The sequence below is a fragment of the Bradyrhizobium sp. BLXBL-03 genome (genome assembly GCF_051853015.1).
GTDB lineage: Bacteria > Pseudomonadota > Alphaproteobacteria > Rhizobiales > Xanthobacteraceae > Bradyrhizobium > Bradyrhizobium manausense.
On the sequence record NZ_CP182470.1, the window covers coordinates 4,722,031 to 4,743,495 of the forward strand.

At 63.9% G+C, this 21,465-nt stretch carries 17 protein-coding genes and 2 pseudogenes; 6 read left to right on the plus strand and 13 right to left on the minus strand.

What is annotated here, in order from left to right; genetic code table 11:
- The first annotated feature begins 90 nt into the window (after positions 1–90).
- Positions 91–619, plus strand: a pseudogene (gene fabA, locus ACNJX9_RS22745) (bifunctional 3-hydroxydecanoyl-ACP dehydratase/trans-2-decenoyl-ACP isomerase).
- A 61-nt stretch (positions 620–680) separates the two neighbouring features.
- On the opposite strand, the pseudogene ACNJX9_RS22750 reads toward fabA, so the two are convergent.
- The 9 genes and pseudogenes from ACNJX9_RS22750 to ACNJX9_RS22790 all read right to left on the minus strand — a co-directional run.
- A pseudogene (locus tag ACNJX9_RS22750) lies at positions 681–1,137 on the minus strand (TfoX/Sxy family protein); the annotation flags it as partial.
- 138 nt (positions 1,138–1,275) lie between these two features.
- Positions 1,276–1,674 carry a HesB/IscA family protein gene (locus ACNJX9_RS22755; RefSeq protein ID WP_083514086.1) on the minus strand — a complete coding sequence of 133 codons (399 nt, stop codon included), beginning with the start codon at positions 1,672–1,674 and terminating at the stop codon, positions 1,276–1,278.
- 50 nt (positions 1,675–1,724) lie between these two features.
- Entirely contained in the window at positions 1,725–2,096 is a 372-nt protein-coding gene (locus ACNJX9_RS22760; RefSeq protein ID WP_057744982.1) for an SUF system Fe-S cluster assembly protein, read from the minus strand.
- On the minus strand, positions 2,093–3,340 hold the full coding sequence (locus ACNJX9_RS22765; protein ID WP_439404252.1) for a cysteine desulfurase: 1,248 nt from the start codon (positions 3,338–3,340) through the stop codon (positions 2,093–2,095). Before ACNJX9_RS22765 ends, ACNJX9_RS22760 begins: the two co-directional genes overlap by 4 nt.
- The gene (gene sufD, locus ACNJX9_RS22770; protein WP_439404254.1) at positions 3,337–4,659 is read right to left on the minus strand and encodes a Fe-S cluster assembly protein SufD; all 1,323 of its coding nucleotides are present in this window, start codon (positions 4,657–4,659) and stop codon (positions 3,337–3,339) included. Before sufD ends, ACNJX9_RS22765 begins: the two co-directional genes overlap by 4 nt.
- An 11-nt stretch (positions 4,660–4,670) precedes the next feature.
- On the minus strand, positions 4,671–5,423 hold the full coding sequence (gene sufC / locus ACNJX9_RS22775) for a Fe-S cluster assembly ATPase SufC (RefSeq protein WP_439404256.1): 753 nt from the start codon (positions 5,421–5,423) through the stop codon (positions 4,671–4,673).
- A 61-nt stretch (positions 5,424–5,484) separates the two neighbouring features.
- The gene (sufB, locus tag ACNJX9_RS22780; RefSeq protein WP_271602866.1) at positions 5,485–6,981 is read right to left on the minus strand and encodes a Fe-S cluster assembly protein SufB; all 1,497 of its coding nucleotides are present in this window, start codon (positions 6,979–6,981) and stop codon (positions 5,485–5,487) included.
- A gap of 113 nt (positions 6,982–7,094) precedes the next feature.
- Positions 7,095–8,234: a cysteine desulfurase family protein gene (locus ACNJX9_RS22785; protein WP_439404258.1), complete on the minus strand. Its 1,140-nt coding sequence runs from the start codon at positions 8,232–8,234 to the stop codon at positions 7,095–7,097.
- Between the two features lie 50 nt (positions 8,235–8,284).
- Complete coding sequence (locus tag ACNJX9_RS22790) at positions 8,285–9,478, minus strand: acyltransferase family protein (protein WP_439404260.1); 1,194 nt, start codon at positions 9,476–9,478, stop codon at positions 8,285–8,287.
- A 44-nt stretch (positions 9,479–9,522) separates the two neighbouring features.
- On the opposite strand from ACNJX9_RS22790, the gene ACNJX9_RS22795 reads away from it, so the two are divergent.
- Both ACNJX9_RS22795 and ACNJX9_RS22800 read left to right on the plus strand, forming a co-directional pair.
- The gene (locus tag ACNJX9_RS22795; protein ID WP_439404262.1) at positions 9,523–10,473 is read left to right on the plus strand and encodes a LytTR family DNA-binding domain-containing protein; all 951 of its coding nucleotides are present in this window, start codon (positions 9,523–9,525) and stop codon (positions 10,471–10,473) included.
- 353 nt (positions 10,474–10,826) lie between these two features.
- Complete coding sequence (locus tag ACNJX9_RS22800; protein WP_008143006.1) at positions 10,827–11,474, plus strand: alpha/beta hydrolase; 648 nt, start codon at positions 10,827–10,829, stop codon at positions 11,472–11,474.
- Positions 11,475–11,587: 113 nt separating this feature from the next.
- Here ACNJX9_RS22800 and ACNJX9_RS22805 read toward each other — a convergent pair whose 3' ends face one another.
- From ACNJX9_RS22805 to ACNJX9_RS22815, 3 genes are all read right to left on the minus strand, one after another.
- Entirely contained in the window at positions 11,588–11,911 is a 324-nt protein-coding gene (locus ACNJX9_RS22805) for a DMT family transporter (RefSeq protein WP_439404264.1), read from the minus strand.
- Positions 11,912–11,915: 4 nt separating this feature from the next.
- A complete protein-coding gene (locus ACNJX9_RS22810) occupies positions 11,916–12,593 on the minus strand; it encodes a glutathione S-transferase family protein (protein ID WP_271618676.1) in 678 nt (225 codons plus the stop codon).
- A gap of 95 nt (positions 12,594–12,688) precedes the next feature.
- Positions 12,689–13,792, minus strand: a complete 1,104-nt coding sequence (locus ACNJX9_RS22815; protein ID WP_439410107.1) for an anhydro-N-acetylmuramic acid kinase — start codon at positions 13,790–13,792, stop codon at positions 12,689–12,691.
- 164 nt (positions 13,793–13,956) lie between these two features.
- Between ACNJX9_RS22815 and tyrS the strand changes: the two genes are divergently transcribed.
- From tyrS to ACNJX9_RS22830, 3 genes are all read left to right on the plus strand, one after another.
- Positions 13,957–15,210, plus strand: coding sequence for a tyrosine--tRNA ligase (gene tyrS, locus ACNJX9_RS22820; RefSeq protein ID WP_439404266.1), 1,254 nt, complete (start codon positions 13,957–13,959; stop codon positions 15,208–15,210).
- A 55-nt stretch (positions 15,211–15,265) separates the two neighbouring features.
- Positions 15,266–16,537: an MFS transporter gene (locus ACNJX9_RS22825; protein WP_439410108.1), complete on the plus strand. Its 1,272-nt coding sequence runs from the start codon at positions 15,266–15,268 to the stop codon at positions 16,535–16,537.
- Positions 16,538–16,756: 219 nt separating this feature from the next.
- A complete protein-coding gene (locus ACNJX9_RS22830) occupies positions 16,757–17,203 on the plus strand; it encodes a DoxX family protein (RefSeq protein ID WP_057744948.1) in 447 nt (148 codons plus the stop codon).
- A gap of 281 nt (positions 17,204–17,484) precedes the next feature.
- Here the strand turns inward: ACNJX9_RS22830 and ACNJX9_RS22835 are convergent, their stop codons facing one another.
- A complete protein-coding gene (locus ACNJX9_RS22835; RefSeq protein ID WP_439410109.1) occupies positions 17,485–21,297 on the minus strand; it encodes a YhdP family protein in 3,813 nt (1,270 codons plus the stop codon).
- Positions 21,298–21,465 lie beyond the last annotated feature (168 nt).

Here is a 21,465-nt window from a genome sequence, read left to right on the forward strand (position 1 = left end):
GCTGCAAGGCCCGCCTCCGCTTGACATTCCAATCTGACGACCAGCATCTTCCTCGCCGCATCAACGTAAGTGATCGCGAGGACCCGTCGCTTGCCTAATCCCCGTGATTTTCACACGCCGCAACCGTCCTACACCAAGGACGAGCTTCTGAGATCGAGCGAAGGCGGTTATTTCGGCCCGGGCAACGCGCAATTGCCGGCCCCGCCGATGTTGATGATGGACCGCATCACCGAGATCAGCGTGGATGGGGGCGAATACGAAGGGCCATATCGTCGGCGAGCTCGATATTGTGCCTGAGTGCTGGTTCTTCGATTGCCACTATCGCGGTGACGCGATGATGCCGCCCACTCTCGGGCTCGACGCCATGTGGCAGATGATCGGCTATTGGCTCGGCTGGTCGGGTTCGCCGGGCAAGGGCCGCGCCATCGGCGTCGGCGAAGTCGAGGTGACGGGAGCCATCACGCCGCAGACGCGATCCGTGCGCTACGAAGTCACCATGCGCATGGTCCGCCGCGGCAAGCTGGTGCTCGGCATTGCGGATGGGCGCGTGATCACCGACGGCACCTGCGTTTTCGTGGCGAAGGACATGCGGGTAGGTTTGACGAGGGCTGTCGATTAAGCAAATGGTCTCGTAGGGGTGGGCAAAGGCGCGTAAGTGCCGTGCCCACCATCTTTGAGTCGTGGGCACGCTTCGCTTTGCCCACCCTACCGCACCGTCTTCTTCGCTACTTTCCTGGCCGATTTCTTCTTCGTCGCGATTTTCTTCGTCGGCTTGTTTGCCGCCTTCTTCGTCGCCCTCTTCCCCCTCGGCCGCTTCTTGACCTTGGCGCGCTGGGCGGCGGCGAGCGCCGCCCTCGCCCATTGCGCCAGCTCCTCGGAATCGTCGAACAGCCGTGCCGGCAGCTCCCAGTAGGAGTTCACCAGCACGGTCTTGGCGCGGGTCGAATACTGAAACGGCTTCGAGCCCTCGGCTTCAAAATCCGGGATGGTCACCTCATCGGCGCGGAAGAACAGGCCGGCTCGCAAGGCGAGCGCGAAATTGATGCCGTCGGCGGAGATGCCGTAGCCGGAGAACATTTTTCGGATGGCGACGGGGCCGAAATCGGCAAACAGGTCGATCAGAAATTCGCGGTCCATGGTTGGCTTCCCGAGGCAAGCAAGCCAGCGTTCATACCACCGCCGTCATTGCGAGCAAAGCGAAGCAATCCAGACTGTCGCCGCAGAGACAGTCTGGATTGCTTCGTCGCAAGTGCTCCTCGCAACGACGAAAGAGGCTTACCCGTCGATCTTGGCCGGACGCAGCTCGACGGACTCGCCGCAGCCGCAGGCGGAGATCTGGTTGGGGTTGTTGAAGACGAACTGGGCCTGCATCTTGTCGGCCTTGTAGTCCATCTCGGTGCCGAGCAGGAACAGCACGGCCTTGGGATCCACCAGGATCTTGACGCCCTTGTCCTCGACGACCTCGTCGGTCGGGCGGATCTCGTGGGCGTATTCGACCGTGTAGGACTGGCCGGCGCAGCCCCCGTTCTTCACGCCAACGCGCAGACCCACGATCTCGGAATCGGCGCGCTGGGTCAGCTCGCTGATGCGCTGGGCGGCAGCGTCCGTCAGCCGCATCACCTGCGGGCGCGGGCGCCGGGGCTTTGGTGTCGAAGCTGGAGTTGCCTGGGTCATGTTGTTTATGTGGTCCGTTGCAGAACGAAATTCAATGCGCGTTGAGACCGTCACCACATGTTGAGCACGAGGCGGGCCTCGTCGCTCATGCGTTCCGGCGTCCAGGCCGGCTCCCAGACCACCTTGACGTTGACCACGCCGACGCCGGGCACGCTGGCGACCGCGTTCTCAACCATGGTCGGCAGCTCGCCTGCGGCCGGGCAGTTCGGCGTCGTCAGCGTCATCTGCACGTCGACGGAACGGTCGTCCTTGATCTCGACCTTGTAGATCAGGCCGAGCTCATAGATGTCGGCGGGAATTTCCGGGTCGAACACGGTCTTGAGCCCGGCAATGATCTCGCGGGTCAGACGCTCGGTCTCCTCCGCCGGCAACGCCGAATGCGTCTCCATCGGACTAGCTTTGATTTCGGCCGTGTCACTCATGCGAACAAATCCCGCGCCTTGAGCAGCGCCTGTGCCAGATGATCGACTTCTTCCCGCGTATTATACATGCCGAACGAGGCCCGGCAGGTGGCCGTGACGTTGAACCGCTCTAAAAGCGGCATGACGCAATGGGTGCCGGCGCGCACCGCGATGCCCTGGCGGTCGATCACGGTGGCGACGTCATGGGCATGCGCGCCCCTGAGCTCGAAGGAGATCACCGGGCCCTTGCCCCTCGCCGTGCCGATCAGCCGCAGCGAGTTGATCTCGCGCAAGCGCTCCTGGGCGTAGGCCGTGAGGTCGGCCTCGTACGCGGCGATGCGCTCCTTGCCGATCGAATTGACGTAGTCGATCGCAGCGCCAAGGCCGACGGCCTCGATGATCGCCGGCGTTCCCGCCTCGAACTTGTGCGGGGGATCGCCATAGGTGACGATCTCGCGCGAGACCTCGCGGATCATCTCACCGCCGCCGTTGAAGGGACGCATCGCGACGAGATGGTCGTACTTGGCCCAGAGCACGCCGATGCCGGTGGGACCATAAACCTTGTGGCCGGTGAAGACGTAGAAGTCGCAGCCGATGTCCTGGACGTCGACCGGCAGATGCACCGCGCCCTGGCTGCCGTCGACCAGCACCGGAATGCCGCGGCCGTGTGCGATCTTCACGACGTCCTTGACCGGCACGATGGTGCCGAGCGCGTTCGACATCTGCGTGATCGCGACCAGCTTGGTCTTCGGGCTCAGCAGCTTCTCGAACTCGTCGATGAGGAAATTGCCCTCGTCGTCAACGGGCGCCCACTTGATCACGGCACCCTGGCGTTCCCTGAGGAAGTGCCAGGGCACGATGTTGGAGTGGTGCTCCATGATCGAGATGACGATCTCGTCGCCTTCCCCGATGTTCGGCCCGCCCCAGGACGATGCGACCAGATTGATCGCCTCAGTGGCATTGCGGGTGAAGATCACCTCTTCGGTGCGCGGCGCGTTGATGAACTGCGCAACCTTGGTGCGGCCGCCCTCATAGGCTTCCGTCGCAGCGTTGGCGAGGTAATGCAGCCCGCGATGCACGTTGGCATATTCGCTCGTATAGGCCTGCGTCATGCGGTCGAGCACGGCGCTCGGCTTCTGCGCGGACGCCGCGTTGTCGAGATAGACCAGCTTCTTGCCGTAGACCTGCATGGCGAGCGCCGGAAAATCCTGGCGCACGCGCGCAACGTCATAGGCGCCGTTCTTGACTGCGGGATGCGTCGTCATGACCGCCGCTCCAGCCAGCGCTCGGCAATGCCGATCACGTGCTCGCGCAAGTCATCATCGGCGATCTGCTCGATCGCCTCGCCGACGAAAGCCTGGATCAGCAGCGCCTGGGCCTGCTTCTCCGGCAGGCCGCGGGCCTTCAGGTAGAACAAGAGGCTGTCGTCCAGCGCGCCGGCGGTGGCGCCGTGGCCGCAGGAGACGTCGTCGGCAAAGATTTCCAGCTCGGGCTTGTTGTCGGCCTCGGCTTCGTCCGAGAGCAACAGCGCCCGGGTCATCATCTTGCCGTCGGTCTTCTGCGCGTCGGGACGGACGATGATCCGGCCCTGGAACACCGAATGGGCGCGGTCGTCGATCACGGCGCGGAAGGTTTCTCGGCTGACGCAGTTCGGCACGGCATGGTCGACCACCAGCGTAGTGTCGCCGTGCTCGGTTTTCTGCAGCAGGTTCACGCCGTTGGCCGAGAGCTCGCTGCCCTCGCCCGAGAGCGTGATGAAGCCCTGCAAGCGGCTGACCGCAGCGCCGGTCGTCATGTTGAAGAAGTTGAACTTCACGGCGGCGCCGACGGTGACGAAGTGCGAGGAGACGTTCACCGCATCAGGCGCGTCGTCCATCAGGCGGATATGCGCGACGTCGGCATCGTCACCGATCCAGAGGATCACCGCGTCGTTGACCTGGTAGCCGCTCGCCTTCCCGGCCGCGACGAAGGTCTCTACGAGAGTAGCACGCACGCCTTTGCCAATTCGCAGATGCGAGCGGGTGAACGCGGACGCCCCGGCCGCCGTCGCGATATGGATAAGCTGGATCGGCGCCGACAAATGAGTGCCGTCGGCCACCGAAACCACGACGCCGTCCGTCGCCATGGCCGCATTGAGCGAGATGACCGCATCGGTCGAGGCGGTCCGGAGGAGATCGCCGGCGGCAGGGTTGGCCTCATCAGCGAGAACCTCACGCAGCGTCTTGATGCTGACCTCGGACGCAAGCGCCTTGACGTCCGACAGGTCGGCGGCGAACACGCCGTCGACCAGCACCAGCTTGCGGGCGCCCGCAATCGCATGCGCCGTCACCGCCTCCGCGGCGCGCTTCAGCGCGGCGGCATCGGGCGCGGCTGCGAGCGGCAGCACCTCGCCGACCAGTGCGCGCAAATCGGTGTATTTCCATTCCTCGATCCGGCGGTGCGGCAGGCCGAGACGCTCATAGGTCTCGAACGCCTCGCGGCGCAGTGCTGCCACACCAGGCGAACCAGGCAAGCGGCCTTCGGCGCTGGCGAAGAGATCGCTCACCGCGCGGCCGTTCCCGGTCTTTGCCACAGCAACGTTCATCGCAAAATTCCTTACGCGGCATCCTCGAACCGGGCGTAGCCGGATGCTTCGAGCTCCAGTGCCAGATCCTTGCCGCCGCTCTTCACGACACGGCCCTTCGACATCACGTGCACCACATCGGGCACGATGTAGTTGAGCAGCCGCTGATAGTGGGTGATGACGACCATCGCGCGCTTCGGCGAACGCAGCGCGTTGACGCCGTCGGCCGCGATGCGCAGCGCGTCGATGTCGAGACCGGAATCCATCTCGTCGAGGATGCACAGGCTCGGCTCGAACAGCGCCATCTGCAGCACCTCGTTGCGCTTCTTCTCGCCGCCGGAAAAGCCGACATTGACGCCGCGCTTGAGCATGTCCTGCGGGATATTCAGCGACTTCGAGACTTCACGGACTTTCTTCAGGAAGTCCGGCGTCGAATACTCGCTCTCGCCGCGGGCCTTGCGCTGCGCGTTCAGCGCGGTGCGCAGGAAGGTCATGGTGGCGACGCCGGGAATCTCGACCGGATACTGGAACGCCAGGAACACGCCCTTGGCGGCGCGCTCGTCGGGTGACATCTCCAAGAGGTCCTCGCCCTTGAAAAAGATCTGGCCGTCGGTGACCTCGTAGCCGGGCTTGCCGGCGATGACGTGCGAGAGCGTCGATTTGCCGGAGCCGTTCGGCCCCATGATCGCGTGCACCTCGCCCTCGTTCACGGTCAGCGTCAGCCCATGGAGGATCTCGCGCTCCTCGACACGAACCTTGAGGTCTTTCACTTCAAGCAAAGCCATTTTGGTGTCCAGTTTATTCAATTCATGTTGGAGCGCGTGAGCGCACCGCTGGGGTCGGCAATCAGCCGACCGACCCTTCGAGCGAGATCGAGATCAGCTTCTGCGCTTCCACCGCGAACTCCATCGGCAGTTGCTGCAGCACGTCCTTGACGAAGCCGTTGACGACGAGGCCGACCGCCTCTTCCTGGCTGAGGCCGCGCTGGATGCAGTAGAACAGCACGTCCTCGGAGATTTTCGAGGTCGTCGCCTCGTGCTCGAACGTCGCCGAGGAGTTCTTGGCCTCGATGTACGGCACGGTGTGCGCGCCGCATTTGTCGCCGATCAGCAGCGAATCGCAGGCGGTGAAGTTGCGCGCGCCGGAGGCTTTCCGGTGCGCGGTGACGAGACCGCGATAGGTGTTCTGCGATTTTCCCGCCGCGATGCCCTTTGAGATGATGCGGCTCGACGTGTTCTTGCCGAGATGAATCATCTTGGTGCCGCTATCGACCTGCTGGAAGCCGTTCGAGATCGCGATCGAGTAGAATTCGCCGCGCGAATTATCGCCGCGCAGGATGCAGCTCGGATATTTCCAGGTGATCGCAGATCCCGTTTCGACCTGGGTCCAGGAGATCTTGGAATTGGCGCCGCGGCAGTCACCACGCTTGGTGACGAAATTGTAGATGCCGCCCTTGCCTTCCGAGTTGCCGGGGTACCAGTTCTGCACCGTCGAGTATTTGATCTCGGCGTCATCGAGCGCGACGAGCTCGACCACGGCGGCGTGCAGCTGGTTCTCGTCGCGCTGCGGCGCGGTGCAGCCTTCGAGATAGGAGACGTAGGAACCCTTGTCGGCGATGATGAGCGTGCGCTCGAACTGGCCGGTGTTGCGCTCGTTGATGCGGAAATAGGTCGACAGCTCCATCGGGCAGCGCACGCCCGGCGGCACGTAGACGAACGAGCCGTCGGAGAACACCGCCGAGTTCAGCGTCGCGTAGAAATTGTCCGAGGTCGGCACCACCGAGCCCAGATATTTCTGCACCAGTTCAGGATGCTCGCGGATCGCCTCCGAGATCGGCATGAAGATCACGCCGGCTTTCTTCAGCTCCGCCTTGAACGTGGTCGCAACCGAGACCGAATCGAACACAGCATCGACCGCGATCTTGCGCCTGGCCGGATCTTCCTCGCCCACCTTGGGCTCGACGCCTTCCAGCATGGCGACTTCCCGCAACGGGATGCCGAGCTTCTCGTAGGTCTTCAGAATCTCCGGATCGATCTCGTCGAGCGAGGTCACCGTCTTCTTCGGCTTCGGCGCCGCGTAATAATAGAGGTCCTGGAAGTCGATCTTGGGATAGTCGACGCGGGCCCAGGTCGGCTCCTGCATGGTCAGCCAGCGGCGATAGGCCTCCAGCCGCCACTGCAGCATCCAGGCGGGTTCATTCTTCTTCTGAGAGATGAACTTGACGATCTCTTCCGACAGCCCCTTGGGGGCCTTCTCGGACTCGATCAGGGTCTCAAACCCATAACGATACTGGTCGACGTCGATGCGCTTGACGCGCTCGACCGTCTCTTGAACGGCTGGCATTCCATCCTCCGCTCGTGGTTTCAAGGACCACGGTGGATCAAACTCGAACGACTATTACGATGTTTCTCTGCGGAAAGCACGGGCTTAGAACGGTTCAAGCCGTGTTTCGTCGCTTAGCCTCTAAGTAGGGTATTACCGAGCTTTCGCCAAGCCTCTAACGCCCGATTGATGTCCTCAGGTCCCGTGGACCAGCCCAGACTAAGGCGCACCGCTCCCTGGGCCACGGTGGCATCATATCCCATCGCCGAAAGGACATGGGACGGCTGGACCTTTCCCGAGGAACACGCGGAACCCGAGGATACGGCAATGCCCTCGAGGTCAAAGCCGATGACAGCGGTCTCGGCCCTCAACCCGGGCGCAGTGAACAAGACGGTATTGGGCAACCTCTTCACATCTTCGGCGAAGACCGTCGCTCCGGCAATTTCGCGAAGACCATTTCCCAACCGATCTCTGAGGCTTGCCATCCGCTCCAGATCCTCAGGCAGAGCCTGAAGGACAGCTTTCACCGCCGCGCCGAAGCCCACGATTCCCGCGACATTCTCGGTTCCGGCCCGCCGGCCGAGCTCCTGCCCGCCGCCGCGTAGGACCGGTTCCAATCCGGAAAGTCCTTCCGCCACGACCAGTGCACCCACGCCCTTGGGACCGCCGATCTTGTGCGCAGAAAAGGACGCAAGGTCGGCGCCTACCGCGTTAAGATTGAATGCAATTTTACCCAGCGCCTGGATCGCATCGACATGCAGAAGACCGCCGGCCTCGTGGACCAGCCCTGCCGCCTCGGCCACCGGCTGGAGCGCACCAGTCTCGTTGTTGGCCGCCATGATCGAGACGAGCGCCGGGGGGCCACCATTCAGCAATTCTCGGAGGTGATCGAGATCAACGACGCCTGAACGCGTGACCCTGATCTGGCCGACGCTCTCAGCCGGAAACCGGCCGCCCGCCAGCACTGAGGCATGCTCGACGGCAGAGACCAGAAGCCGCCGCACCGGCTCGCCCGATCGGCCGCGTAGGCCGGGCGACAGCGCCAGAGCATTGGCCTCGGTTCCAGCCGACGTAAAGATCACATTCCGCGGCGGCGCGCCCACCGCCGTCGCCAGCGCGGCTCGGGCCTCCTCGACCAGCCGCCGCGCCTCCCGCCCCTCGGCATGGACCGAGGACGGATTGCCGATCAGCTCATAGGCGGCCAGCATCGCTGCGCGCGCTTCGGTGCGCAGCGGTGTGGTCGCATTCCAGTCGAGATAGACACGGCTCGGCATGCGCCCTCTTAGCACCTTTTGTCCGCTCGCCAATCGGGCGCTGCCGCACATCAGGCCGGCTGCTGTCGCGCGATCCCGGCGACGGAACGCGGCTCCATCCGCAGCCCGAACAACGGGCGCAGCCAGAAGATGCGCCGCGCGACCTCGTAGCTCACCGCACAGGTGAGCGCGGTGCCTGCTATCACGATGGCGGCCTCGCTTGCCGCAGACAGCCCGCTGCCTCGCAGCGCGTGTGCGATCATGATGATCGCGGTTTGATGGACGATGTAATAGGGAAAAATCGCATCGGTCAGGTAGCGGCGCACGGGGCCATCGGAGGTCAAATGGCGGCGCGCAAAGCCGAGCACGGCGACCATCGCGATCCATTGGTAGCAGCCATAGGCCGAACCGGCGATCCACTGCAGCATCGGCGAGCGCGGCAACACGCCGGCGTAAGCGAGAACAAAGACGGTGAAGCAAACGGCTGCTAGCGACAGCGCCACCCATCGTTGCCGCTCGATGTCGCGCCAGATGCCGCCCTCGCGTGCGAGCAGGAAGCCGATCAAGAACCCGGTCGCATGGTCGGCGTGGTTGTACCAGTCGCCGAACAGGGCATGCGTCGAGGGGAAAATCGGCGACAGGAACAGCCGCCAGGCCGCGAACAGCAGGCACGGCAGCACCAGCAACCATGGCCCGGCGAGCAGGGCCGCGAGCCTCTGGCCGATCCAATCGGCCGCCGCCGGCCACAGCGCCAGCACGCCAGCCAGGGACATGGTGTAGACCCAGAGATAGACCACGAACCAGAGGTGGTTCCAGGTCGGCTGCACGATGCAGGGGTTCGGACAGAACTGCGCGCTGAACGCCAGATAGTGATGGAGGTAGTAGTCGGCGAACCCCTCGGGGTAACCGAAGCTCTCGACGATCTGGAGATACGACTGCGGCGGCACGATCACGACCATGCCAAAGATCAGCGGGATCAAGAGCCGCACCGACCGGGCCCGGGCGAACGCCGCGAGCCTGACCTTGCTCAGCATGAAGCGGCTGGCGACCCCGGAGACGAGGAACAGGAGCGACAGCCGCCAGGGATTGAGCACCAGCATCGCCGGCTCGAGAAAGGTCAGCCGGTGCTCGCTCTTGATGTGAAATCCCCAGGACACGTAGAGCATGCCGACATGGTAGAAGATCAACAGCCCAAAGGCTAAAATCCGCACCCAGTCCAGATCGATGCGTCGTTCCGAACCTGATGCCTGCTGTGATGTTGACATGGATCTCTGCTCCCTAGGCTCTCGATATCAGTGGGTTTGGGGCCATGGCTGACGGCCAAAATGCGCCGGAAGCGGAGCGCGTCGAGGCGGCTTGGGATCAGAACCGAGCGCGAGGGGACGAAGCGTCGTCCTCAGGGACGAGCGGTTGGCGCGGCGGGATCAGCGGCGACTGGGCAACGTTCGCTGCGATCGCTGCCATCGCGCTCATCGTCGGAATCGTCAATGCGCTCTCCGGCGCTCAGGACGCGGCTTGGCGCGGTGACAGCGCCGATATCGGCCGGCGCCTGTTCTGGGAGATGACGAGCATCGTCGTCATCTTGGCCCTGGTGCCGATTCTGATGCTGTCGGTCCGGCGCATGCGCTGGACAACGGGCATCGCGGCGCGGATCGGAATCGCAGCAGTCGCCTTGCTCGGGTTCTCGGGGCTTCACATCGCTGGCATGGTGGGCTTGCGGAAGTTCCTGCTCTGGCTCGCGGGCGGCGCTTACGAGTTCCATTTCTCGCCGGCGTTCGTCCTCTACGAGTTCCGCAAGGACGCTGTGACAGCATTGCTGATTGGGGCAACTCTCTGGCTGTTCGAAAGCCGCCGCGACCTCCGCAAGGCCGCGAAGGAAGTCCAGTCCAATCCGGCCGCTTCGCTGGAGCAATCCTCGCCGAACCTGATCTGGCTGCGGGACGGCACCAGCCGGATTCGGGTCGCGCCGCGCGACATCCTGTGGGTCGCCTCCGCCGGCAATTACATCGAGTACAGCCTTGCCAACGGCACCCAGCACCTGATCCGGGGGACCCTTGCCGCGACCGAAAGCGAGCTGGCCCGTTTCGCCATCGTGCGCGTTCACCGCACCCGGCTTGCCAATCTCGACCGCGTCAGCGGCGTGGACTTCAAGCCGTCAGGGGATTTCGAACTCACCTTCGACAACGGCAAGACGCTTGGCGGCAGCCGCCGCTACCGGCCCGCCGTCGCCTCGCTCGGAAGCCGTGCTGCGCCCGTGTGAATCGCCGCTCGGATCGGCCGGCAGCCGATAAAACGATCGTGATTCCAATTGCTTGCCGCCTCAATGCCAGCCTCTGCGATCTCCCTGCTCGATCCGGACCATGCCGGACGTCGCACTGCCACGACCCGCTAAGGTCTTGAGCAGATTGGCAGATGTCGAAGATGCTTGCTTTTTGCCCCGCTGCCTATGTTAGAACCCGCACCGTCAAGTCACCGCGCGCCATCTGCGCATCACCGCAAGGCGCACGGCCTTCTCGTCCTTCCATTCGCGCTTTCGTCGGCATCCGCCGATGAGGCCACAATCGGTTGATTGCCAAGGACCCGCTTTCCAGCAAGTCAATCCAGAGATCATCAATGCCTGAAGTCATTTTTGCCGGCCCCGCTGGCCGTCTCGAAGGCCGCTATCACCCGGCCAAGCAGAAGAACGCGCCGATCGCGATGATCCTGCATCCGCATCCGCAGTTTCACGGCACGATGAACCATCAGATCGTGTACCAGTGCTACTACGCCTTTGCGCATCGCGGCTTCTCGGTGCTCCGCTTCAACTTTCGCGGCGTCGGCCGCAGCCAGGGCTCGTTCGACCATGGCACCGGCGAATTGTCGGATGCGGCGGCAGCGCTCGACTGGGCGCAGACCATCAATCCTGAGGCGCGCGCCTGCTGGGTGGCGGGTTTCTCCTTCGGCGCCTGGATCGGCATGCAACTGCTGATGCGTCGTCCCGAGGTCGAGGGCTTCATCTCGATCGCGCCGCCGGCCAATCTCTACGACTTCTCGTTCCTCGCGCCCTGCCCCTCATCGGGGCTGATCGTGCATGGCGAGAAGGACGCGGTGGTGCCGCCGAAGGACGTCAACACGCTGGTCGAGAAGCTGAAGACGCAGAAGGGCATCGTGATCGACCAGCAGGTCATTCCCGGCGCCAACCACTTCTTCGACGCCAAGCTCGAGCCGCTGATGGAAACCATCACGGCCTATCTCGACATGCGCCTCGCCAATGTGCGCTGAGACCCTCGTCTGAGGTCTTGTAGCCCGGATGGAGCGAAGCGAAATCCGGGACCCCTGCCGCTTGTGACATGATCCCGGATTTCGCTGCGCGAAATCCGGGCCAGGGACACCGCTCAAGCGAGCTTGAGCGCGGCAATCCCCGTCAGGACCAGCACGATACCGACAAGCTTCATCGCGCTGAGCGCCTCGCCGAACAGCACCACGCCCATCAGGAACGTGCCGGCGGCGCCGATGCCGGTCCACACCGAATAGGCGACGCCGACCTCGAGCACCTTCAAGGCACGTCCGAGCAGAAAGACAAAAGCCGCAAGCAGCACGAGCGAAGCAAGGCTCCAGCCCAGGCGCGTGTAGCCTTCCGCGTACTTCATCGAGATCGCCCAGCCGACATCGAGCGCGCCGGCGATCACCAGCATCAGCCAGGCCAGAGATTGCGACATGTGCTCAGGCCGCGAGCTTGAGCAGATGGGCATCGTGCCGAACGAGGAAGGCCCGCAGCAATTGCGGATAGTCCGCGCCGACGGCACCACCTACGCTTGGACGTTTTGCAAGCTCCGCTCGCCACGCCCGCACCTTCGGCACATCGTTGAAGATACCGTGCTCGGTCAGTTCGTCGAACAAATCGAAATAGCGGAAGACCGGCGCGAACACCGCATCGACCAGACTAAACGCTTCGCCGGCAAAGAACGGTCCTGTGCCAAGCGCGGCTTCCACACGCGCGAATTTCGCGGCGAGTGCCTGGCGCTTGCTCTCGAATGTCGCGGGATCCGTCGTGGTCTCCAGCCCCCAGAGGTCGCCAAGGATCGCCGAGCCGAACTCCATCCAGGCGCGGTGCTCGGCGCGTTTCAGCGGATCGGCCGGATGCAGCTTCGCGCCACCTTGCGTCTCCTCGATGTATTCGCAGATCACGTTGCTCTCGAACAGCGCGACCTCGCCCTTGTCCGTCGTCACCACCAGCACCGGCACCTTGCCGAGCGGCGATATCTTCAAGAACCATTCGGGCTTGTTGGCGAGATCGATGTCGATCCGCTCGAACGGCACGCCCTTCTCTTTCAGCGCGATCACCGCGCGCTGCACGTAGGGACAAAGCTTGTGGCTGATCAGCTTGAGTGAGGCGGACATGGTGCGATCCCGACGGTTCGATGCAACTGCATCCAATATAAATGCACTTGCATTTATCCGTCAAGATCGATGCTATTGCATCAATCACCGTGATCTCACGGCCGCGCGATCACCCCGCCGGTCATAGGCATCGGCACGCCCGTGGTGGCCGGATAGGACAGCGGCAGACCCTTCAGGCCGCGTGCGGCAAGGAAGCCGAAGGCCTGGGCTTCGATGGCATCAGACGCCCAGCCGAGCGTCTCGGCGGCCTCGACGGTGGCGGGCGCCAGCCGCTCGCGCAGCATCCGGAGCATGGTGAGGTTGCGGGCACCGCCACCGGCAACGATCCAGCTTTTCGGCGGCTTGGGCAGCAGCGGCACGATCCGCGCGATCGCCGCGGCGGTGAAGGCAGTGAGCGTCGCAGCACCATCGGCAGGCAGCACATCGCCAAGCTTCAACGCCACGAAATCGTTGCGGTCGAGCGATTTCGGCGGCGGCAGCGTGAAGAACGGCAGCTCCAGCGCGCGCGCGATCCAGGCTTCATCCGCCTTGCCGAGCGCCGCGAACTTGCCCTCCGCATCGAACGGCTGGTTCATGATGCGGTACATGAAATCGTCGAGCAGCGCGTTGCCGGGCCCGGTGTCGCAGGCGATCAGCGTGTCGTTGCCGTCGATATAGGTGATGTTGGAGACACCGCCGATATTGACCACGACGATCGGCCCCTCGCGCGCCAGCGATTGCGTCAGCGCCCGGTGATAGACCGGCACGAGCGGCGCCCCCTGCCCGCCAGCCTCGACGTCGGCGGCACGGAAGTCGTGCATGACGGGGATATGGATGGCCTTGGCCAGCGCCGGCGCGTCACCGATCTGCACCGTCAGCCGCTTCTCGGGCCGGTGCAGCACGGTCTGGCCGTGGAAGCCGACGATGTCGATGTCCTCAGGCCTCATCCGGTTCTGCGCGACGAAGGCGGCGACCGCCTCGGCATGGGCGCGCGTCACCACCCGCTCGGCCTGGGCCAGAATACCCGGCCGGGCATCGCGTTGCGACAGGTTCACCGCCTCGCTCAGCGCCTGGCGCAGCAAATTACGCTCTGCCGGATTGTAGGGCCGGTAGCCGGAGGGCCCGAACGCCTTCACCTGCCTTCCATCGGTTTCGATCAGCGCGACGTCCACCCCATCCAGCGAGGTGCCGCTCATCAAACCGAGTGCCGTCAGCATCATGGGATCAGCGTCCTCAAACATCCCCTCCGGCATGCCGATCTTGTGCCAGAGGGGCACATCTTATAATGCCACAGCGCCAAGTGGCGGGCAGCAATCGAGTTCCCAGGTAGACCCTTAAATTGCTCCCAAAACAGTAAACCAAGAATTGTTGGGCATGCCGACAGATGACTGCATTTAAATCGGATTTCCTCAATACCCTGCAGGAACGTGGATTCATCCACCAATGCTCCGATTTCGAGGGGCTGGACGCCCTCGCCGCCAAGGGCGAGGCGACCGCCTATGTCGGCTACGATTGCACCGCCCCCTCGCTGCACATCGGCAACTACCTGACCATGATGATGCTGCACTGGCTGCAGCAGTCCGGCAACAAGCCGATCACGCTGATGGGCGGCGGCACCACCATGGTCGGCGATCCCTCCGGCAAGGACGAAACCCGCGCGATCCGCACCATTGCCGAGATCGAGGCCAACAAGGAATCGATCCGCGGCGTATTCGCAAAGGTGCTGAAATACGGCGATGGCAAGAGCGACGCCATCATGCTCGACAATGCAGAGTGGCTGACCAGGCTCAACTGGATCGAGATGCTGCGCGACGTCGGCCGGCATTTCTCGGTCAACCGCATGCTGACCATGGACTCCGTGCGCCTGCGCCTCGAGCGCGAGCAGGAGATGAGCTTCATCGAGTTCAACTACATGGTCTGCCAGGCCTATGACTTCGTCGAGCTCGCCAAGCGGACGGGATGCAAATTGCAGATGGGCGGCTCGGATCAGTGGGGCAACATCATCATGGGCGTCGATCTCGGCCGCCGCATGGGCACGCATCAGCTGTTCGCGTTGACGACTCCGCTGCTGACCACCGCGTCGGGCGCCAAGATGGGCAAGACCGCGCAAGGCGCGGTGTGGCTCAACGCCGACCAGTTCTCGCCCTATGACTTCTGGCAGTACTGGCGCAACACAGAGGATGCCGACGTCGGCAAATTCCTCAAGCTGTTCACGACACTGCCGATGGCCGAGATCAAGAAGCTCGAGGCGCTCGGCGGCTCCGAGATCAATGAGGCCAAGAAGGTGCTCGCGACCGAAGCGACCGCGCTGCTGCACGGCCGCGATGCCGCCAATGAAGCGGCCGAAACCGCGCGCCGCACCTTCGAGGAAGGCGCACTCGCCGAAAGCCTGCCGACGGTGGAAATTCCGCGTGGTGAGCTGGAGTCCGGCCTCGGTGTGCTCAACGCCTTCGTCAAGGCAGGGCTCGTTGCTTCCAATGGCGAAGCGCGGCGCCAGATCAAGGGGGGTGGCCTGCGCGTCAACGACGTCGCAGTCACCGACGAGAAAATGACGCTGTCGGCAGGCCATCTGACGCCTGAAGGCGTGATCAAGCTGTCCTTCGGCAAGAAGAAGCACGTCCTCCTCAGGCCTGCATAGGCGTATGAGCTTTTGATGCTTGTCAGGGCGCGCGGATGCGCGCTCCCTGATGGCAATGGATCAGAAGGCGCCCAAGGAAACGTCGGCGGAGGCGAGCAAGGGTGGCGTCGCGGCGGCGCCGGAAGGCGCCGTGCGCATCGCACTCACCGTGCTGGCGCTCTGCTTCACGCTGGCCGTCCTCGGGCGCGGGCTCGGCGACAGTTTTACGGTGTTCCTCAAGCCGATCTCGGAGAGTTTTGGCTGGGATCGCGCGCAGATCGTTTCGGTCTATTCCCTCACCTGGCTCGCCAGCGGCCTCACCGCCCCCTTCGTTGGACGGCTGTTCGATCATTCGGGACCACGCATCGTCTATGCGCTCGGACTTCTGCTGCTCGGCGCGGCGTTCCTGATCGCGGCGCATGCCCAGCATCTCTGGCAATTCCAGCTCTCGATCGGCCTCTGCGTCGGCATTGGTGTTGCCTTCATCGGCATCGTGCCGAACTCGATCCTGCTCGGCCGCTGGTTTGGACCACGGCTGCCGACCGCGATGTCCGTGGTGTATTCGGCGATGGGCGGCGGCGTGCTGGCGCTGTTGCCGGCTTCGCAACTCCTGATCGATCACGTCGGCTGGCGCGACACCTACCAGCTGTTCGGCTTTGCTGCATTGGGGCTGCTGGTGCCGCTGCTGCTGCTGCCATGGCGGCTGTTCGCCGCGGGTTCGCCGCACGTCGTGAAGAGGACCGATCCCGATTTCGTCGACAACGGCTGGACACTCCTCGGCGCGATGCGCCACCACGCGTTCTGGGCACTATTCTCGACCTTCTTCTTCACCGCCGTCGGCATGTACGCGATCGCAGCCCAGATCGTGGCCTATCTGATCGACGCCGGCTTCCCGCCGCTGCAGGCCGCGACCGCCTGGGGCTTCTCCGGCGTCGTGCTGGTGTTCGGCATGCTGGGTGTCTCCGCGCTTGACGGCCTGATCGGGCGGCGACCGTCCGTGCTGCTGAGCTATGCGATCTCGATCCTCGGCATCATCCTGCTCTGGCTGTTGCAGTATTCGCCGAACATCTTCCTGCTCACCGGCTTCGTCGTCTGCTTCGGCAGCATGATGGGCTCGCGCGGCCCACTGATCAGCGCGACTGCGATGCGGATCTTCCAGGGCAAGCGGGTCGGCACCATCTACGGCACCATCTCGATCGGCAGCGGGCTCGGGTCGGCCTTCGGCTCCTGGAGCGGCGGCCTGATCCACGACGCCACCCATGGCTACAACGCGCTGCTCGCCTTCGCACTTGCGAGCGTCGTGCTGGGGATGATTCCATTTCTGATTGTGCCGGCCTTGCGGCGCTAGGTTTCCCGACGGTAACCTGCACTCATTCGTGCCACCGGGGAACTACGGGCGGCACTGCGCGTAGACGCTTAGAAAATGCAGACAGCGTGCGGCTGAAACCACAGTCTGCGGTGTTTTGTCCGACATGACGAAAATGTCAGCGTGAATTGACCTGGCGCAGCTTGCGAGGCGGAGCCGCATGCGGTCCTAGTCGCAGCATTGGATGGAGGGCACAAACCAATGAACTTTCCTTATCTCTCTCGCTATCAACCGGTTCTCTTGAGCCTGTTTCGCTTCATCACCGGACTGCTGTTGTTCCAGTATGGCATGACCAAGCTCTTCCACATCCCGCAGGTGGCCATGTTCGCCAATCCGCCGCCGCTGATCTGGACGGCCGGCCTGATTGAGCTCGTGCTTGGCGCAGCCCTGATGATCGGACTGTTCACCCGCCTCTCGGCCTTCATCCTCTCCGGTGAAATGGCCTTCGCCTATTTCCTCGGTCACGTCTTCCACATCTCGAAGGAAGGCCCGCCGGTGTTCCTGCCGCTGCTCAACGGCGGTACCGCGGCGATTCTGTTCTGCTTCGCTTGCCTCTACCTCGCGGCCGCCGGTGGCGGCGTGGTCAGCGTCGATGCGCTCTTGGGCAAGGAGAGCGAGGCGACCGGCGGCGCCTTCGCGCGACGCTAAGGCGCCCTCGATCAATGAAAAGAGGCGGCGCCCACGACAATCGTGGCGCCGCTTTTTTATCGCGGGCCCAGCACGTTCCAGATCAGGACCAGCACTGCCATGAGCAGCGCGAACATGATGATGCGGTGAACGAAGCGGCTCATTGCTGATCGCGCCAAGGCTGCGGCAGTCAGGTTTCGCGCGAAAGCGCGATGAGATTAGGATGAATCGTCATCGCGCTTTAGGTCATTTTCGAGCATGATCTTTTTCGGAAAACCGCTTCGCACTTTCCGGATCATGCTCTAACGCCGCGCGAGGCTGCAACCGCTCGACAGTGGCCGCGATGATCCCGTCGGGCTGTCGCCCGCCTGCGCCGACGGCAGCTGATCGTCGAACGGCGAGTTCTGCTTACCGGTATTGAACTCCATGATCTTCCGAGTCACGCCGGGAAATATTGCCGAGATCGGATTGACACGCATCACGGGCGCAGCCGGGGTGCCGATCACCTCGTAGGTCACGCCGATCAGTCCCTCGTTGTTGCCACCACCCAGGAACAACCCGAGTACCGGAATCTGTCCGAACATGTTGTTTAACCCGTACATCGGCACGAAGGTCCCGCTCATGCAAACCTGGTTGCCGGGATAGTCGATCGAGCCTTCGATCGTAGCGCCGATCATCGGCCCCTTGACGACGCCGTCACGAACCGTGAGCGCGCCGTTCTGCCGCGTGAACTCGGCGCGCAATGCACTGAAGGAAACGCCGTTCCCGGTCCCGTTGGGCGAACCAGCCGCAACCCGCTCGAGCTGCGCCTCGCCCTTCACCGTGAAGTCGCGCACATTGATAAGGCCCTCGCGTGAGGTATTGGGCTCCGATGTCGGCGGCTCCATCGCTACCACCATCTGGCCGCCGACTGCCTTGGTGTAGGTGTCGGTGAACTTCAGCAGCGATCCCGCATCGTTGGTCTGCAGATAGATCACCTCGCGGCTGCCTTGCGCGCGCCCGCCGCGCAGATCCGCTGCGACAGGGGTGTTTTGGCCGATCCTGCCGCTCAGCGTGAACGCCTTGATCGCGCCGGCGCGCCTCGACATCTTGGCGTCGACGCTGCGCATCGTCTCGCCGTTGAACCCGGCGACCGTGCCAAGCTTCACATCGATGTCGAAGTCGATGTTCTTCAGCTTGCTCTTGTCGTCCTTGGAAGTGCCCGAGATCGCCGACTTCAGGAAGCCGCGGCCGTCGAACACGTCGCCGCGCATGGTGCCCCTGACCACGCCGTCCTGACCGCGCTCCACCTTGAGCGACGTCTTGTCGCCGTCGGATGGCGAGTAGACCGGGAAGTTCGCATTCATGAGGTCGCCGTTGGAGTCGACTTCGAGCGAGCCCTTGATCGAGGCGCCGCCGCCCTCGATGACGATGTCCTCGAGCCGCGTCGATTGCGCCGTCGGCACCAGCTTGAACGTGGCCTTGCTCGCCTTACCCGGCAGCTTGACCCAGCCTGGGAGGATGTTGTCGAGCTTGACCGAGGTGAGGTCGGCCTCGATGCCGAGCTTGGTCGTTGCGTCGGGACTGCCGGCAATCTTGCCCGAAACCTTGACCGGCACCGAGCCGCTGACGGCAGGACTGAGGTCGAAGCCGAGGCGTGCGCGGCTGGCATCATCCAGCGTCGTCTGCAGCTTGACGTCGGCATCGCCATCGGTCGCCTTGCGATAATCGAGCGCGGCCGCCTGCCCGTTGATCTTGACGTCGCCCTTGACCTGGTACCCCCCGTTGTTGGCGACGATCCTGAGATTGTTGGCCTCGAGCTTCTGGTTCATCACCAGCTTTTCGGCGCTGAAGCCGTTGAGATCGGCGGTGACGGCGTAGGTGGTGTCCGCCTTGGTCAGCTCGCCCTTGACCGGCAGGCCGAGCTGGATATTCGCCGTGAACGTGCCCTTGCTGGTGTTGGGGTCGACGACGGTCGACGACAGATCGCTCAGCCGGTCATTGGACAGCATTTCGGCCGCCGCCGGCACCGGACCTTCGACGCGGAAGCGCGTCCGCGAGGGCGACGGCTTTGGCGCCATGTCAGGCACCTCGAAGGTGAAATCGGAGATCGTGATCTTGCGGCCCGCGGGCGTGTCGGCAATGCCCTGGGCGATATTCACCGTGGCCGTGCGTCCGGTCACGTGCGCCTTGAGGTCGGCGTCGTGCACGACAGGCATGCCGTCGACGGGCCGGACCGCAACGCCGCTGGCCACGATGTTGACCGAGAGGCCGTCGTCGGGAATCGGCGGTCCCTTGCGCGGAAGGTTACGTGTCGGCGAGTTGACGCCGACCTCGATGCGCTGGAGCGTGCCGCGCTCGATCCGCTCGATCACCCATTGGCGCAATTCGGGCACCACCAGCGTCGGCCACATCCGCTTCAAGGCGGAGGCCGACATCGGCGTTCCCGCAAAGCCGAGCGTCAGGCGCGGCTCGCCGGAATAGTCGATCGCACCAGTGCCGGCGACACCGATCTCGCCGTTGCTGATATCGGCCTGCGTCAGCAGCATGCGCTTGTGATCGGTATCGAAGCGGAAGCCGATCGCGATGCGGTTGAAGACGAGCGGCGGTTCGTTGTCGATCCCGCCGAGCAGGATCGAGCCGCCGCTGAAGCCGAGCTGCCAGTCGTTCACGGTGCCGTTGGGCGGCTCGAGATGGGCCAGCAGCGTCAGACGGTTCGCGCCCGAAAGGATCTTGAACGGCGCGACCAGCACCCGTCGATTGGCATCCCATTCGATGTTGATCTCGGCCTGGTCGATCGCCATCGGATAATCGGGCGTGTCGGTGTCGATGATGTTGCCGGCGCCGATGCTGACCTTGCCGCGGAAGAATGTCGGCACGCCGTCGCGGCCGAGCTCGCCTTTCAGCTCGCCGGTCAGCGGCAGGTCGGCCGTATAGGTCAGGTCCTTGACGCGCAGCGCGAGCAGGATGTTCGAGGTCGAGACCTTGTCGGCGCGGATATCGACCGAACGCACCCCATTCTCGCTGGGTCCGATCGTGGCGCGCAGCGACCACGGATGCGCGCCCTCTTCGCCGAGGCTGAGCGCCACACCGCCCTGGCTCGGCCGGCGCAGGCTGAGCGTGATGTTCTCAAACGTCCATTTGCCGCCGCGCTGCTGGTCGTCGACGATCAGATTGCCGTTCTTGAGACCGATCTCGTTGAGGTTCTGGCCGTCGAGGCCGGTCATGCTCAGGCTGTCGAGCCAGTCGAGCCCCTGAAGAATGCCGCTTTGCGCGGCGGGTTGGGGCGCGGCCTGGGATGCGTCCGGCGTTGCAGGCGCCATCCCGAAAGGCGGCGGCGGCACGCCGTTGCGGGGGAAGGTCGGCGGCAGCCCCGCTTCCTTCTTGGACGCGACGCCGGTCGCGAGCGGCTTGGCGGTGTCGCCGGCGGAGACCGTGACGGTGCCGTCGGGCGCGATCCGGATCGCGAGTTCGGCATCGACCAGGTTGAGGCTTTCGGCGCGCAGGCGACCGGTGAGAAGAGCTGTTCCCGACAGCCTCACTTCGGCCTTCGGCGCGCTGGCGACGATGGCATGGTCATGATCACGAACGATGATGTCGCGGATGCGCACGGCGATCCCGACGCGCCCGGTCCGTTCGATCTGGGTGCCGCCGACCTCCACGGTGTTGCCGTGGCCGATATTGTCCTCGATTGCGGCGGCGAGCCAGGGCGTCGCCATGTCGAGATTGATGGGGCCGGCGCCAAGCCGCCACCACAGCGCGCCAAAGCAGCCGACGAAGATGACGATCAAGGAGCCGAGGACGACGGACATCCGGCGAAGCCAGCGGCTGCTCGGCAGCACCCTCCGGAACGCCGAGAAATCCCCACCGATGCGAAAGCGCGAGTTGGAACGGGACAACAGGCGGCGTGCGCGGTGGCCCGCCTCCTCCTCCTGGTCCTGATCCCAGTCGGCCTCGTCCCAATCCGGCTGCTCGTGATGGCCGGCGTGTCGATCGAAGTCCCGATTGTGATCCTGGGTGTGATCCTGGGGCGACGTATTCCTTGCCATTGCCTCTCGATACAGGCGCCCGTCGTAGGATTGAGCGCCGCCGGGACCGCAGCCATCGACGGGTATAGACACTCCCCGCCCCGGCATTGCCGCCATACCTCTGATGTTCCTGCTGTTCGTCATTTCGCCCCGGGAGCGCGTTCAACGAGCAGTGGGGTGGTGCGTGGAATTCCTTGTAACCATACTCCGGCGCCGCCAAAATTGCCCAGCCGAGGGCGCGAATCCGGCACACCGGACGAGAGCTGCAATACCGCT